This is a genomic window from Clostridium sp. ZBS2, from assembly GCF_023845855.1.
GTDB classification, from domain to species: domain Bacteria; phylum Bacillota; class Clostridia; order Clostridiales; family Clostridiaceae; genus Clostridium; species Clostridium aquiflavi.
In genome coordinates this window covers 60,757-76,019 of sequence record NZ_JAMQIF010000006.1, presented here as the reverse complement: position 1 = coordinate 76,019, position 15,263 = coordinate 60,757, and the positions used below count along the sequence as shown (strand labels likewise).

The 15,263-nt window shown below is 27.9% G+C and carries 12 protein-coding genes, 7 tRNA genes and 1 riboswitch; of the genes, 3 read left to right on the top strand and 16 right to left on the bottom strand.

Annotation, left to right across the window (positions count from 1 at the left end):
- Window positions 1-108 precede the first annotated feature (108 nt).
- Window positions 109-441, top strand: a complete 333-nt coding sequence (locus NG918_RS02930) for a hypothetical protein (RefSeq protein WP_252214412.1) — start codon at window positions 109-111, stop codon at window positions 439-441.
- Window positions 442-499: 58 nt separating this feature from the next.
- Here NG918_RS02930 and NG918_RS02925 read toward each other — a convergent pair whose 3' ends face one another.
- Window positions 500-844 (bottom strand): ribonuclease G, encoded by a 345-nt coding sequence (locus NG918_RS02925; protein WP_252214410.1) that lies wholly within the window; start codon window positions 842-844, stop codon window positions 500-502.
- Between the two features lie 198 nt (window positions 845-1,042).
- Here NG918_RS02925 and NG918_RS02920 point away from each other — a divergent pair, with 198 nt between their 5' ends.
- Complete coding sequence (locus NG918_RS02920) at window positions 1,043-2,425, top strand: M28 family metallopeptidase (protein WP_252214408.1); 1,383 nt, start codon at window positions 1,043-1,045, stop codon at window positions 2,423-2,425.
- Window positions 2,426-2,538: 113 nt separating this feature from the next.
- Here NG918_RS02920 and prfB read toward each other — a convergent pair.
- The 15 genes from prfB to NG918_RS02845 form a co-directional block, all read right to left on the bottom strand.
- Window positions 2,539-3,640 (bottom strand): peptide chain release factor 2 gene (prfB, locus tag NG918_RS02915; RefSeq protein WP_350339618.1). Its coding sequence is split into 2 segments (ribosomal slippage): window positions 2,539-3,561 and window positions 3,563-3,640, totalling 1,101 coding nucleotides; the frame shifts between segments, so codons are not numbered across the junction.
- Window positions 3,641-3,849: 209 nt separating this feature from the next.
- Window positions 3,850-6,360 (bottom strand): preprotein translocase subunit SecA, encoded by a 2,511-nt coding sequence (gene secA / locus NG918_RS02910; RefSeq protein ID WP_252214404.1) that lies wholly within the window; start codon window positions 6,358-6,360, stop codon window positions 3,850-3,852.
- Between the two features lie 277 nt (window positions 6,361-6,637).
- Window positions 6,638-7,171: a ribosome hibernation-promoting factor, HPF/YfiA family gene (gene hpf / locus NG918_RS02905; RefSeq protein WP_252214402.1), complete on the bottom strand. Its 534-nt coding sequence runs from the start codon at window positions 7,169-7,171 to the stop codon at window positions 6,638-6,640.
- A 395-nt stretch (window positions 7,172-7,566) separates the two neighbouring features.
- Window positions 7,567-8,220: a ComF family protein gene (locus NG918_RS02900; protein ID WP_252214400.1), complete on the bottom strand. Its 654-nt coding sequence runs from the start codon at window positions 8,218-8,220 to the stop codon at window positions 7,567-7,569.
- On the bottom strand, window positions 8,196-9,209 hold the full coding sequence (locus NG918_RS02895; protein WP_252214398.1) for a hypothetical protein: 1,014 nt from the start codon (window positions 9,207-9,209) through the stop codon (window positions 8,196-8,198). Before NG918_RS02895 ends, NG918_RS02900 begins: the two co-directional genes overlap by 25 nt.
- A 34-nt stretch (window positions 9,210-9,243) precedes the next feature.
- Window positions 9,244-11,463 carry an SF1B family DNA helicase RecD2 gene (gene recD2 / locus NG918_RS02890; RefSeq protein ID WP_252224415.1) on the bottom strand — a complete coding sequence of 740 codons (2,220 nt, stop codon included), beginning with the start codon at window positions 11,461-11,463 and terminating at the stop codon, window positions 9,244-9,246.
- Between the two features lie 336 nt (window positions 11,464-11,799).
- The gene (gene metK / locus NG918_RS02885) at window positions 11,800-12,975 is read right to left on the bottom strand and encodes a methionine adenosyltransferase (protein ID WP_252214394.1); all 1,176 of its coding nucleotides are present in this window, start codon (window positions 12,973-12,975) and stop codon (window positions 11,800-11,802) included.
- Window positions 12,976-13,096: 121 nt separating this feature from the next.
- Window positions 13,097-13,198, bottom strand: a riboswitch (SAM riboswitch).
- 226 nt (window positions 13,199-13,424) lie between these two features.
- Window positions 13,425-13,509: transfer RNA gene (locus NG918_RS02880), tRNA-Tyr, on the bottom strand.
- Between the two features lie 6 nt (window positions 13,510-13,515).
- Window positions 13,516-13,590, bottom strand: a tRNA-Thr gene (locus NG918_RS02875).
- A 21-nt stretch (window positions 13,591-13,611) separates the two neighbouring features.
- A tRNA-Val gene (locus NG918_RS02870) sits at window positions 13,612-13,687 on the bottom strand.
- Window positions 13,688-13,694: 7 nt separating this feature from the next.
- Window positions 13,695-13,779 (bottom strand) — tRNA-Tyr (locus NG918_RS02865).
- Between the two features lie 8 nt (window positions 13,780-13,787).
- A tRNA-Thr gene (locus NG918_RS02860) sits at window positions 13,788-13,862 on the bottom strand.
- Between the two features lie 20 nt (window positions 13,863-13,882).
- Window positions 13,883-13,958: transfer RNA gene (locus NG918_RS02855), tRNA-Val, on the bottom strand.
- Between the two features lie 6 nt (window positions 13,959-13,964).
- Window positions 13,965-14,049 (bottom strand) — tRNA-Tyr (locus NG918_RS02850).
- 162 nt (window positions 14,050-14,211) lie between these two features.
- On the bottom strand, window positions 14,212-14,619 hold the full coding sequence (locus NG918_RS02845; protein ID WP_252224412.1) for a hypothetical protein: 408 nt from the start codon (window positions 14,617-14,619) through the stop codon (window positions 14,212-14,214).
- 112 nt (window positions 14,620-14,731) lie between these two features.
- On the opposite strand from NG918_RS02845, the gene yyaC reads away from it, so the two are divergent.
- Window positions 14,732-15,253, top strand: a complete 522-nt coding sequence (yyaC, locus tag NG918_RS02840) for a spore protease YyaC (RefSeq protein ID WP_252216376.1) — start codon at window positions 14,732-14,734, stop codon at window positions 15,251-15,253.
- Window positions 15,254-15,263: the final 10 nt, after the last annotated feature.

The window sequence follows — 15,263 nt, the reverse complement described above, 5'->3', positions numbered from 1 at the left end:
GCTTTTTGAATTTACATTAAATGTAATATATCCTATATTTTTATTGCTCTTATGTAAAGCTAACTGTATAATTATAATTGGAAATATTTGTAATAAGAGGTGCTGCAGATGATTAAAGTTGTTAATAAAGTTACTTCATTCTTATTATTATTTTTTATATTAGTACTATCTTTAAATAAGTTAAAAGTTATAGATTACTCTGAAGATTTAAGAAACATATTTTATTTTTTGACTCTTATATTAACTATATTTTCAGCTATAAATGTAATCTTAACTACTAATTCCAAACTTTTTAAGTTTATTAACATAGTAATAATATTAAATTTAATTATTGGTGGAATAATTTCTATATTGGAATCTGGATTAAATATGTATATTTATAGTTGCTTAGCTTTTACATCTATTTATTGCATTATTGACATGTTTTATAAAAAAGTATAAATAAAAAATATAAGCTATTCACATAAAATACGAATAGCTTATATTTTTTATGTTGTTTTTAATAATACATTGTAGATGATAATCCAGCTATTAATGCACTAAAAACAAATATGTATAATAATATTACTACGAATGTAAACACAAAGTATGCTAGTCCTGCTTTATTCCAAGTTTTTTGAACTAATAAAAATTCTTCAGCACTTGAATAACTTCCTTTTTTCCATGCCCATTCATTTCCTTTTGCTCCACATACAAATATCCATACTATGTTAAGTAGAGGAACTAAACATAAAAGAGGAAGATAACTATTATTACCTATTCCCCAAAATATATTTAGCATAAATGCTCCCCAATTCCACTTTTTCACTTCTTGTGGAACTTGATTGTTTGAAATATTCTCCATAAATAATGCCTCCAATTATAAATTATGTACACCATATTTTAACTTATTTGATTTTGTTTTTCAATTATTTCTTTTTGTGTAACTATTTACATTGTGTCTTTTTTATTTTACATTTATATTTATATAAAAATATAGTTCATATTGTTAATTAATTATTAATAAACTCTACTATGAGAAATAATTTAAGAGAGGTTAACAATGAAAAAGATTATTTATTACAGTAGTTTATTATTAGTATTTATAGCTCTAGTATTTTCAATATTTCTTCAAACTACATATTATCACTTTAACTCTTCAAACGTTAAAAATAATATTAAAATAATTTCATCTGATGAATATGAAGGTAGATTAACAGGCTCAAGCGGAAATGAAAAAACTGCTGATTTTATAGAAAATTGGTTTAAAGATATTGGTTTAGTTCCATTAACTGAAAATTATAAAGAAAGTTTTTATGTTAATACACCATTTAAGAATGGAAATAATCCCTCATTTAAAATATTAAATGATGATAAAATCTTATATGATTACAAATATGGTGTTGATTATAAAGAGGACTTGCTTAATTTTAATGAAAGTTCAGTTACTTTTAATAAAGAAGATATTCTTAACATTTTCCCTACTTCTTTAACAATAAAACATGATGAAAAAATATATTTGTTTTATACACCTTCATGTAACAACTTTTCTTTTAGAAGTTCCTTTAATGATAAATCTGATTATCAATTTTCAATTGCTATAACTACTGAGTTATATAACAATATACTAGATTCTTTAAGAAGCAATAATATAATAAAAATTACTCTTCCTTATTCTAAGCATGAAAAATCAACCTCTAATGTAGTTGGAGTAATAAATGGAACGTCTAAAAATTTACCGCCACTTGTAATTACTGCTCATTTCGATCATGTAGGACAAGATTATTTAAATAATTGTTATGGCGGTGCATTAGATAATGCTTCTGGTACAGCTTTTTTAATGGAGTTATCTAAGAATTTATCAAGTTTCATAAAACCAAAAAGAGATATTATTTTTGTAGCATTAACTGGAGAAGAGTTTGGATTACTTGGATCTTCAAATTTTGCTCAAAATCATGAAAATCTTATAAAAAATAGTGAAATTATTAATTTTGATATGATTGGTGCTGCTAATACCCCTATTTCTATAATGAGTGGATCAGTATGCAAAAGTAATAAAGATGCTAATATAAATTTATTAAATTCATTAAAAACAATCTGTTCAAATAAAAATATCGATTATAAAATTACATTTGAAGATTGTAGTGATCATGCAAGTTTTACTAATATGGGAATGGATTCTATTACATTATGTCATTCTGATACCTCTAAAATTCATACGCTAAATGATAAAGTAGAGTATATTGATACCAAAGCAATTGATGATGTTTATTCTCTTGTTAAAGATGAAATTTCTAATTATGCTTATGATGATTTTAGATTAGTCTTTTATAGTCATAATTTTATTTTATTTTTATTTGCTTTATTCTTATTTATATTCTTTTTACCCACTATCAAGAAAAAATTAAAACAATACGTTAATAAAAATAAAATTCGTGTAATTTAAATTTTGTTTTTCTACTTATTATATATTTTTTGTAAATCAACTATGCTAGATTTTTAAGTGAATAAATCAAAAAAGTTGAGAGTTAAAAATTTTTCATTAACCCTCAACTTTTTTTATTTTAAGCTCTTTAAGTATGAATTTATAAATAAATCCAAATCTCCATCCATAACTGCAGTAACATTAGAAACTTCTACATTTGTTCTATGGTCTTTAACTAAATTATATGGGTGAAATACATATGAACGTATTTGACTTCCCCATCCCATATCTTTTAGTTCTCCAGTTAAATCTTCAATTTTTTCTTTATGAGCTCTTTCTTTTAATTCTATTAACTTTGCTTTAAGCATTCCCATTGCTGTATCTTTATTAGAAAACTGACTTCTTTCATTTTGACATTGCACTACAACACCAGTAGGAAGATGTGTTATTCTCACTGCTGAGTCAGTTTTATTTATATGCTGTCCTCCAGCCCCTGATGCCCTATAAGTATCAATTTTAATATCTTCTGACCTTATATCAATATCTTGTTCTTTTGTAAGCTCTGGTAATACTTCCATTGAAGCAAATGATGTTTGTCTTTTACCATTAGCGTTAAAAGGTGATATTCTAACTAATCTATGAATTCCTTTTTCAGCTTTAAGATATCCATAAGCATATTCTCCTATGACTTTTAGAGTAACGCTCTTTATCCCTGCTTCATCACCTTCAAGTAAGTCAATCATTTCAACTTTATAATTCTTCTTTTCACACCATCTTGTGTACATTCTAAGAAGCATTTCTGTCCAATCATTTGCATCTGTACCTCCAACACCTACGTGTAATGTAAGTATTGCATTATTCTTATCATATTCACCTGACAATAGAATTTCCATATTATAATTATCAATTTCTTCTTCAATCTCTTTTATATTATTAATTATTTCATATGCAGATTCTTCATCGTCATCATCCATAATTTCTTTTAAAACTTCAATATCATCAAGCTTAGATTGAACACTTTCTACTCTTTGAATCTTGTCTTTTATTCTTTTACTCTCTTTAGTTATCTCTTCTGCTCTTTTAGTATCATTCCAAAAGCCATCTTCTTGCATTTGAAATTCCAATTCACTTAATTGTTTTTCCAAATATTCTTTGTCAAAGAGATTCACTCATTTCAAATATAGATTTTTTTATATTAGAAAGTTTTAATAATTCTTTTTCTAATTCAATAATCAATATATTCACCTCTTCATTTTTTATTTTTAATAACACCATATTACTTATAAACAATTACATTTACTTATCCACAGGTTTTATGTGTTAACAGTTGATAAAAATAATATTGTTATTTAAAAAACTCCGTAGCAAATTTCATAATATTATTTTACTATGAAACTTCTACGGAATTTATTATACTATCTTTATAAATATTTTAATATTTATTTTTAAGCTTCTCTACCACAACAATTTTTAAATTTCTTTCCACTTCCGCATGGACATACATCATTTCTTCCAAATTTATTAAGATTTCTAACTGGTCCTACTGGAGCTGATGGTTTATCTCCATGCACAGCATCTGTTTCTTGTGCAACTCTTACTCTTTCAGGTGCTCTTTCCACTTTAACATGGAATAACATCTTTACAGTTTCCTTCTTAATAGAATCTATCATTTCTTCAAACATAGCGCTACCTTCCATTTGATACGCTTGAACAGGATCTACTTGTTTGAATGCTCTAAGTCCAATACCTTGTTTTAAGTTATCCATATTATTAATATGATCCATCCATTTTGTATCAACAGATCTTAAAAGAACAACTCTTTCTATTTCTCTTAATCTTTCTGATGTAAATTCTTCTTCTTTATCTTCGTAGCTTTTAACTGCAACATCATATAAATGATCTACTATTTCTTCCTTTGACATATCTGCAAGTGCAGGTAAATTCACTTCATTTGTTGGTATACATATGTCATTTAAGTATGATATTAAGAATAAGAAGCTTTCTCTATAATCTTCAGCATCTTCTTTAATATGAGCATCAACTGCATCTGATATTACATCTCTTAACATATGTAATATTTCTTCTTTTACATCTTCACCCTCAAGAACTTCTGCTCTTTGTTTGTAGATAACTTCTCTTTGTTTATTCATAACATCATCATATCCTAATAATGTTTTTCTTATATCAAAGTTATTACCTTCAACTTTCTTTTGAGCATTTTCTATAGACTTAGAAACAAGTTTACTTTCTATTGCTTCATCTTCTTGAAGACCAAGTTTTTCAACAACACCTTGAATTTTTTCTGATCCAAAAATTCTCATTAAATCATCTTCTAATGAAATAAAGAATGTTGATTCACCGTTATCTCCTTGTCTACCAGAACGTCCTCTTAATTGGTTATCTATTCTTCTTGATTCATGTCTTTCAGTACCTATTATCTTAAGTCCACCAATTTCAAGAACACCATCTCCAAGCTTAATATCAGTACCTCTACCAGCCATATTAGTAGCTATAGTAACCATACCTTTTTCTCCAGCATGAGTTATTATTTCTGCTTCTTGTTCATGGAATTTTGCATTTAAAACTTGATGTGGAACGCCTTTTTTCTTAAGCATACTTGAAATCAATTCTGATTTTTCAATACTTACAGTACCAACTAGTACTGGTTGACCTACTTCATGCGCCTTTGCTATCTCATCAACAACAGCCATGATCTTTCCTTTTTCACTTTTAAATACTAAATCCGGATTATCTATTCTAACAACTGGTTTATGAGTTGGAACAACAATAACATCTAATCCATAAATTTCTCTAAATTCATTTTCTTCTGTTAATGCTGTACCTGTCATTCCTGATAATTTTTCATACATTCTGAAGTAATTTTGGAACGTAATAGTTGCTAATGTCTTAGATTCTCTTGCAATCTTAACATTTTCTTTAGCTTCTATTGCTTGGTGAAGACCATCCGAATATCGTCTTCCTTCCATAAGTCTTCCTGTAAATTCATCAACAATTATTACTTCTCCATCTTTAACCATGTAATCTTTATCTCTTCTCATTGCATAGTTAGCTTTCAATGCTTGAGTAACATAATGTTGTAATTCTACATTTTCAGCATCTGCATAATTTTCTACTTTAAAAGTTTGTTCTGCTTTATGGAATCCTTCATCAGTTAACATTACTGCATTAGCTTTTTCATCTATTGTATAATCTTTTTCTTTTACTAATGTTTTAACAAAATAATCTGCTACTTTGTAAAATTCTGTAGATTTTTCTCCTTGACCAGAAATTATAAGTGGAGTTCTAGCTTCATCAATTAATATTGAGTCAACTTCATCTACTATAGTAAAGTTCAATTTTCTTTGAACTCTTTCTTCTTTGTATATAACCATATTATCTCTTAAATAATCAAAACCAAATTCATTATTTGTTCCATAAGTTATATCTGAGTTATATGCTTCTCTTCTTTGTTCATTAGTTAATTCATGAACAATAACACCCGTTGTCAATCCCAAAAAGCCATATAATTCTCCCATTTGTTCAGCATCTCTTTTTGCAAGATAATCATTAACTGTTATTATATGAACACCCTTGCCTGTTAATCCGTTTAAATATGCTGGTAAAGTTGCTACTAATGTTTTACCTTCTCCGGTCTTCATTTCAGCTATTCTACCTTGATGTAAAACAACTCCTCCAATAAGTTGCTCATCATAATGTTTCATATTTAATACTCTTTTAGACGCTTCTCTAACTACTGCAAATGCTTCTGGTAAAATATCATCTATTGCTTCACCATTGTTAAGTCTTTCTTTAAACTCTACAGTCTTTGCTTTTAATTCATCATCTGAAAGTTTTTGCATAGCTTCGTCTAATTCATTTATTTTGCTGACAATAGGTCTAATTCTCTTTACTTCTCTTTCACTATATGTTCCAAATACGGCACTTAATAATCCCATAATGTCATCCTTTCAAACTACATATTTTGTCAATAAAAGTAATTTACTTTCTTGCAAATCGTACATTCTATCATTATAACATTCTCTATCAATTATTTTCAATAAAATTTACAATTTTTTGTTTAATATCAATTTCCAGCATAAGAATAATGTGGATTATATATACGTTTTTTATTAAAGTTACCTTAAACCTAGATTTTATCTAGCTTTTTTCATTTAATTTACCATAAAATAAAAATCCTCTAGCATATTACTAGAGGATTTCCAAATTTTTGTTTTATCTATATTCTGGATCTAACAATCCATAATCGCCATCTTTTCTTTTATATATTACATTTATTTTATTACTTTCTACATCTTGATAAACAAAGAAATTATGTCCTACTAATTCCATTTGAAGTATTGCTTCATCTACATCCATAGGTTTAACACCAAATCTCTTTCTTTTAACTAGCTTGGCTTCTTCTTCATCAGCTGCAACTGGAGACAAATCTACTATTTCTCCAAACTTTAATGATCCATTCTTTTTTCTAGATAATTTAGTTTTTTGTTTTCTAATTTGTCTTTCTAGCTTTTCCTCAACTAAATCTATAGCTCTATACATGTCTTCATTAGCTTCTTCTCCTCTTAATACGACTCCATTAAAAGGTATCATGACTTCTACTATTTGCCTATTTCTTTGTACGCTTAAAGTAGCCTTGGCTTCTATATCAGAATTAAAATATTTTCCTAACTTTGAAATTTTCTTTTCAACCATTTCTCTCAATGCATTAGTTAACTCAATATTTTTTGCTATAACTATTACTTTCATAAAAATCCAGCCCCTCTCTGTATAAAACCTTTTAGACAAAATTTATTTTATTTATTAACTATATTTTACTACTTTTTTTCCTAGTTAACAAGAGTAATATTCAGAATTTACAGAAAATTCTTAGTTTCTATTTTATTCTTTTTATTACAAAATATTACTTATGAACATATAAAAAAAGTAAAGCTAGTTGACCTGGTTTTTGCCCCCACACTCGCCTGCTGGAGCTTTTGCTACTAAAAGTTAATTCCTCACTACTAACCCTCTCACTCTTCATGAATGGCAGGACTCACTTCTATACCGCACCATGCTCATTAGACATTTTGTCTAACTTAAGTGGATCGTTTTGCCTGCGACTAGCATCGACTTTCAACCACAAACCTAGCTTTACATTAATATTATATATGACTTTTCGCTAAGGTCAATAGTTTTATTTCTTTTGCTCCATATTTTTTTAATACTTTATATCCTTCTCTTATTGTAAAACCAGTAGTTGTAACGTCATCAATAAGTATTATTTTTTTATCATTTAAATCAATTTTCTTTATTATATCAAAAGAACCACTAATATTTTCTTTTCTTTCATTTTTATTTAACATTTTTTGTTCTTTTGTGTCTTTTACTTTAATTAATATTTTTTTACATTCCATATTTAACGAACTAGCGATTTTTTTAGCAATATATTCACATTGATTAAAACCTCGCTTTTTTTGAGATTTAGTAGTCATAGGTATATATGTTATTATATATTCTTTATAATTTATATTATCGATAATATATTTTTCTAAAAATTCAGATAGGATATCCCCTGCTGTAAAATTATTCTTATACTTAAATTTAAGTATAAGCTCTTTTATTACTCCACCATAATACCCATAACTTATTATCTCATTATCATTGTTTTTAATACATGTAATTTTAGACTTACAAATATCACATATTCCAGTATAGTCATTTCTATTACATAATATACAATAATTTTCAATTGGATATATTATTGAAACTACACTTTCATATATAATTTTTATTATTTTTTTGATCTTTTTTCCCATATTTTTCTGTTAAATTCTCTTGATAATTCTTTTGCTTTATCAATATCTTCTGAAACACTATTAGATACTAATAACACTTCAGGTAACTCCTTATTTATTTGTCCTATTTTTCCACATAAATACATGAGTTTCTTGTACGTGTACCTAATATCATCTGCAAATAAGATAACCGCATCATTAACAAGACAATATTCACTCAACTCCTTAACTTTATCAGTTATTATAAATATTGCCTTATCTTTATATTTTAATACTCTACCACATCTTTTAAATTCCTCTTCTTCAGATACCTTTATAACTTTTACACCTTTCATTATTAATTGTGTTTCAAAATATTCATAAACCGAATTTAATCTTTCCTTATCTGGAGTATAAATAGCAACTTTCTTTCTCATATTTACAAACCATTTAAGATATTCATATAAATTATACGGTATATCTGTGTTTAAGTTTATTCTTGTTGTTAAAATTCTAGGTTCAACAAATGGTTTTTCATAATTATATGGTGATAATTCAATAAATTCTCCATTTAAACTTATTTTCTCTATTCCATAAAATATTATTTTGTTACTTAAAATAGAACAAATATCCATTTTATTTCTTAGATTTAAATTATCAATATTTGAAAAATATCCTATATCATCAAATATAATTAAATCGTATTTTCCTCTAATAAGACCTAAATTTCTTTCATTTACAAATGTTAAATTAGTAATTCCTTTACCACATTCAATATACGAATAAGTTATCTCTAAGTTAACTTCTCTTAATAGAGTTAATAATTCTCTATTTTCTCTATTATTTCCCCAAATATACAGTATCTTTCCGCCTTGCATCGAAATTTCATTTATTATATCTGAAAATATATATGATGTATTAAAAGGCACTGTAATTATATTTAAAAATTTTATGTTCTTTTTATACCAATGAGCTATTTTATCTATTGCATAATTCAATTCTTCATAATCAAGCTGATTATATTTGCCCATCTAAAAATCTCCTTTTATAAATTATAATATTATGCTACTCTATTGCATTAGTCAGTATATCTTTAATTCTATATTTTAATCCAGAATACCGCTCCATGATATTCGTATTTCCAACCATGTAAATTAAAGCTCTTTTCACACCTACAACTACAACAAGTTCTTTTGCTCTAGTTATACCCGTATATAAAAGATTTCTATTCATCAAAAAAGGACTTCCCATAAATACGGGAATTATTACAACTTTAAATTCACTACCTTGACTTTTATGTATTGTAGTAGCATATGCTAGGTCTAATTCATCTAAATACATAAAGTCATATATAACTTTTCGTTCATCATCGAATGTTATAGTAAAGCTTTTATTTTCTTCATCTATACTTTGTATAAAACCTAAATCCCCATTAAATACTCCAACACCTTCATATTCTCCCTCACCTTTAATTCTAGTCCATTTTAAAGAATAATTATTTTTAGTTTGCATTACTTTATCACCTTCTCTAAAAATAATTTCTTTTATCTTCTTTTCTTTCTTGTCTTTTGATGGTGGATTAAATACCTTTTGAAGATTTATATTTAAATTATTTACTCCAAGTACTCCCTTTCTCATAGGACTTAAAACTTGCATATCTCTAAACTTATCCCATTGCTTATTAAAACTTGGAAGTCTCCTATTTATTAAATCTATGATAACATTAACTGTTTTGTTTAAGTTTTCTTCACCAATAAAGAAAAAATCTTTATTCTTTTGATTTAATATAGGTGCCTCACCTTGATTTATTCTATGAGCATTAGTTGTTATTAAACTTTCAGTTTCTTGCCTAAATATTTCATTTAGCCTTACAACTTTAATATATTCACTTTCTATTAAATCTTTTAATACATTCCCAGCTCCCACTGATGGTAATTGATCAACATCACCAACAATTATTAATCTAGTACCTAAATTAACAGCTTTTAATAAATTATGCATAAGCATTATGTCTATCATGGAAGCTTCATCTATAATTATGACATCAGTATCTAATGGAGATGATTCACTTTTTCCAAAAACAGAATCATCTTCTGATACACCTATTTCTAATAATCTGTGTATAGTCTTTGATTCACGACCTGTTGATTCTGTCATTCTTTTTGCAGCTCTTCCAGTTGGTGCACCTAATATTACATCCATGCCGTTTTTTTCATATATATCAATTATACATTTAATTATAGTGGTTTTTCCTGTACCAGGACCACCTGTTATTATTTCAATCCCATTATTAAAAGCTCCAAGTATAGCTTCTCTTTGAGATGTAGCAAACTTTATATTATATTCCTTTTCTAATACATTTATTTCAAAATCCAAGTCCGAATTAATAGTTTGTATTGTTTGCATACCTAAAGTAATTATTTTATTCGTAACTCCTAACTCACAATAATAGTAAGGGAGCAAATATACAGCTTCTTCTTCTCCCAATTTTTCTAATATTATATTTTTGGAAGCAGCTATTGAGTATACATTCTCCTCTATTAATATTCTTTCAATGGATAAAAGTTTTTCACAATCTTCTATTAATTTTTCTTTTGGCATATATGTATTCCCTAATAAACAAAACTGATTTAAAGCATGCTTTATACCACTTTTTATTCTAAACTCTGAATTATCACTTATACCAAGATTCATAGCAATTCTATCTGCCGTTTTAAATCCAATTCCAACTATCTCTTCAGATAATATATAAGGATTTTCTGAAACTATTTGGTTAGATGATGGTCCAAATTTTTTATATATTTTCATACATTGATTATTACTTAACCCATACTTATGGAAATGTAGTATAACTTCCTTTAATCCATTCTGTTCCATATAAGATTCATATATTATCATGAACTTCTTTTTTCCTATACCTTCTATTTCCATTAATCTTTCTATATGATTTTCTAGTATATCTAAAGTTTCTTCACCAAACTTATCAATTATCTTTTTAGCTGTAACAGGACCTATTCCATGTATTATTCCTGCACTTAAATATTTCTCTATTCCATCTAATGAATCTGGCAATACCTCTTCAAATTCAGCTATTTGGAATTGCTGTCCAAACTGCTTGTGCACAGTCCAATGTCCTTTTATTTTTACATTTTGTCCCTCTTTTATAAATGGAATAGTCCCAACTGCACTTATTAAGTTTTTAGCAGTTCTTATTTTACAAACTACATATCCAGTTTCTTCACTTTTAAATACGATGTTTTCAACAAAGCCATCTATGACTTCCATATAATCTCTCCAAATCATCAAAATAAATTTATTTTATAAACTCTATTAATCTAATCTTTATTAAAAATAATGTTTATAATATTATACTATGAATAATAAATTTATAAAAATTTAAATACATACTGTTTATATTATCGACATGATCTTTAAAAATAATATGTTGTTTTAATAAGAATCTTTTTAAAATTCGATATAGCTTTACTTATGAATACATCACCACTTTGCTAAAATATTTTAATAATATAAATTCCTAAAGAATAAAAAAACTTATCTTACTATTAATACACTTAATAAGTAAGATAAGTCTTTATAAATTATATAAAATTCATTAGATTTCTAAATATATTTTTTTATTTCTTCTAATTTATTTAATCTTTCCCATGGTAAATCAAGATCAGTTCTTCCAAAATGTCCATAAGCAGCAGTTTGCTTAAATATAGGCTTTCTTAAATCTAAATCTCTTATTATAGCACCTGGTCTTAAATCAAATACTTTTTCTACTATTTCAACAATCTTATCCTCTGGCATTTTACCTGTTCCAAAAGTTTCAATTTCAATAGAAACTGGTTTTGCAACCCCTATAGCATAAGCTAATTGTATTTCTAATTTATCTGCAATACCTGCTGCAACTAAGTTCTTAGCCACCCATCTTGCTGCATAAGCTGCTGATCTATCAACCTTTGTTGAATCCTTGCCTGAGAATGCTCCACCACCGTGTCTTCCATATCCACCGTATGTATCAACTATTATTTTTCTTCCTGTTAATCCTGAATCCCCTTGAGGACCCCCTACAACGAATCTTCCAGTTGGATTTATAAAGTATCTAGTTTCTGAATCTAATAATTCAGCTGGAACTACTGAGTTTATTACATGTTCTTTTATATCTTTTTCTATTGTTTCTAATGATACTTCTTCACCATGTTGAGTAGATATAACTATTGTATCTATTCTCTTAGGCTTATTGTTTTCATATTCAACAGTAACTTGTGTTTTTCCATCTGGTCTTAAATAATCTAAAGTTCCATCTTTTCTTACTTCTGTAAGTCTTCTAGATAATTTATGAGCCATATAAATTGGTAGTGGCATGTATGCATCTGTTTCATTAGTAGCGAAACCAAACATCATACCTTGATCTCCAGCACCTACTGCTTCTACCTCATCTTTTTGACCTTTTTTAGATTCAAGAGCTTCATCAACTCCCATTGCTATATCTGCTGATTGTTCATCTATAGTAGTCATAACTGAACAAGTGTCACAATCAAATCCATATTTTGCTCTATCATATCCAATTTCTCTAACTGTTTCTCTAACAACTTTAGGAATATCAACATAACAATTAGTTGATATTTCTCCCATTACCATAACTAGTCCTGTAGTAGTACATGTTTCACATGCAACTCTCGCATTTGGATCCTTAGTTAAAATAGCATCTAAAATAGCATCTGAAATTTGATCGCACATTTTATCTGGATGCCCTTCTGTAACTGATTCTGATGTAAATAATCTTCTCATTGTTTTCTCCCTTCATTCTGCTCTTTATTATAATAAATTCTTAAACTTATATTTGATTTTGATAAATTTCTAAAGAATAAAAAAACCCTTCTATAAGAAGAGTACTAATTCAATAATCCTTTTCTTATCTTGTAGATACAATTTATCTACAGGAATTGGCACCTTGTATACACAGGTTGCCGGGTTTCATAGGGCCCTTTCCCTCCACCTCTCTCGATAAGAGTAACTTTAATTTAATTTTCATTCGTATTTTAACATATGGTGTTTACTTAGTCAACCTATAATTTTTAGTAATTAATAAAACTATCTAATTAATAGTTTTTCCTATTTTCTATAAAATCTATATCTTTATAACCTTATTTTAAAATTAAATATGTACATAAACTATACTTACAATAACTTCTGACTATTAAATAATAAAAAAGAGAATAAACTATGTTTATTCTCTTTGGTGGAGGAAGATGGATTCGAACCATCGAAACGTAACGTAACAGATTTACAGTCTGCCCCCTTTGGCCACTCGGGAATTCCTCCGCGTTATGGAGCTGGCAATAGGAATCGAACCTACAACCTGCTGATTACAAGTCAGCTGCTCTACCGTTGAGCCATGCCAGCACTTATTTACTTTTTAATTAATGGTGGGCACAACAGGGCTCGAACCTGTGACCCTCTGCTTGTAAGGCAGATGCTCTCCCAGCTGAGCTATGCGCCCATTAAATTGGTGGAGGAAGATGGATTCGAACCATCGAAACGTAACGTAACAGATTTACAGTCTGCCCCCTTTGGCCACTCGGGAATTCCTCCTAGTTTTATGGAGCTGGCAATAGGAATCGAACCTACAACCTGCTGATTACAAGTCAGCTGCTCTACCGTTGAGCCATGCCAGCATTTTTTACTTTTTAATTAATGGTGGGCACAACAGGGCTCGAACCTGTGACCCTCTGCTTGTAAGGCAGATGCTCTCCCAGCTGAGCTATGCGCCCATTAATTGGTGGAGGAAGATGGATTCGAACCATCGAAACGTAACGTAACAGATTTACAGTCTGCCCCCTTTGGCCACTCGGGAATTCCTCCAAAATATTCTTTTTTTGTTTTGTTGCGTTGTTGCCAATCAACAATGACTAGTATATATTCAATCCAATTATATTTCAAGTCTTACATATACTCATGTACTTAAATTATATTTATATTACTTTATTTTACTTTATAATACTTCTGTTTAGTATATAACTTTAATTATTTTTTCAAATTTAAATCTAATACTTCTATATCTATAAATTTAGAAAAAATTCCTCTTAACTTTATATAATCCTGTGTTGATAATCTTGTTTGAAAAACTTTAAAAGCTCTCATCAAACCTTCATTTTCATCTTCTAAATTAAATGCTTCTTCAACTTTTCCTATATCACTTGTTGATAATTTATATACTATTCTTGTTAAATTCTTTTTATCATCTTCAGATAATATCGTCATTACAGTGTTTTTATTAACTGTATACATAGATCTTGAATATGACATTACACTTACACTATCATTATTGCTAGTAATTATTGCTTTGGCATCTTTAGGCTGCCAATAAAATATTAAATAAATATTCATTAATAATGCAAAAGTCATAAATATGATAGTTAAAATTCTCTTCATTATTGCTCACCTCTCATTCTAATATTTTCCACTTTGTTTTTTTTTATACTTTAAACCACATTTTTTATTAAATCCCATCATATATATATGTTAAGAGGGGAGGGTATTGCATTTGACTAAACACAAAGTAAATTATAAATCAACAGATGCTTGTTTTGAGATATCTGAAGCAATTAAGGATTATCTTAATAATAAAACAATAATAGTCTGTATCGGTACTGATAAATGTATTGGTGATTGTTTAGGTCCTTTAGTAGGCTCAATTTTAAAAGATAGCTCATTTGAATTACCTGTATACGGTACACTTTCAAGTCCTATACACGCTTTAAACATAGATGATCGACTAGAAGAAATATACGAAAAACATCCTGATTCTCCAATAATAGGAGTAGATGCATGCCTTGGTAATAAAGATGCTATTGGAGAAATTCATACTAGAGATTATGCTATACATCCCGGAAAAGGTGTTGGTAAAGAGTTACCTGAAGTTGGTATAGCTTCAATAATCGGTATAGTTGATACTGTTAATAATTCAGAAGTATTTTCTTCTTACAGCATAAGACTTTCTTTAGTTATGGACATGGCTAAATTAATATCAAAAGCTTTAATCGATGCATATAATCTAAAAAAATAAAATCATCCCA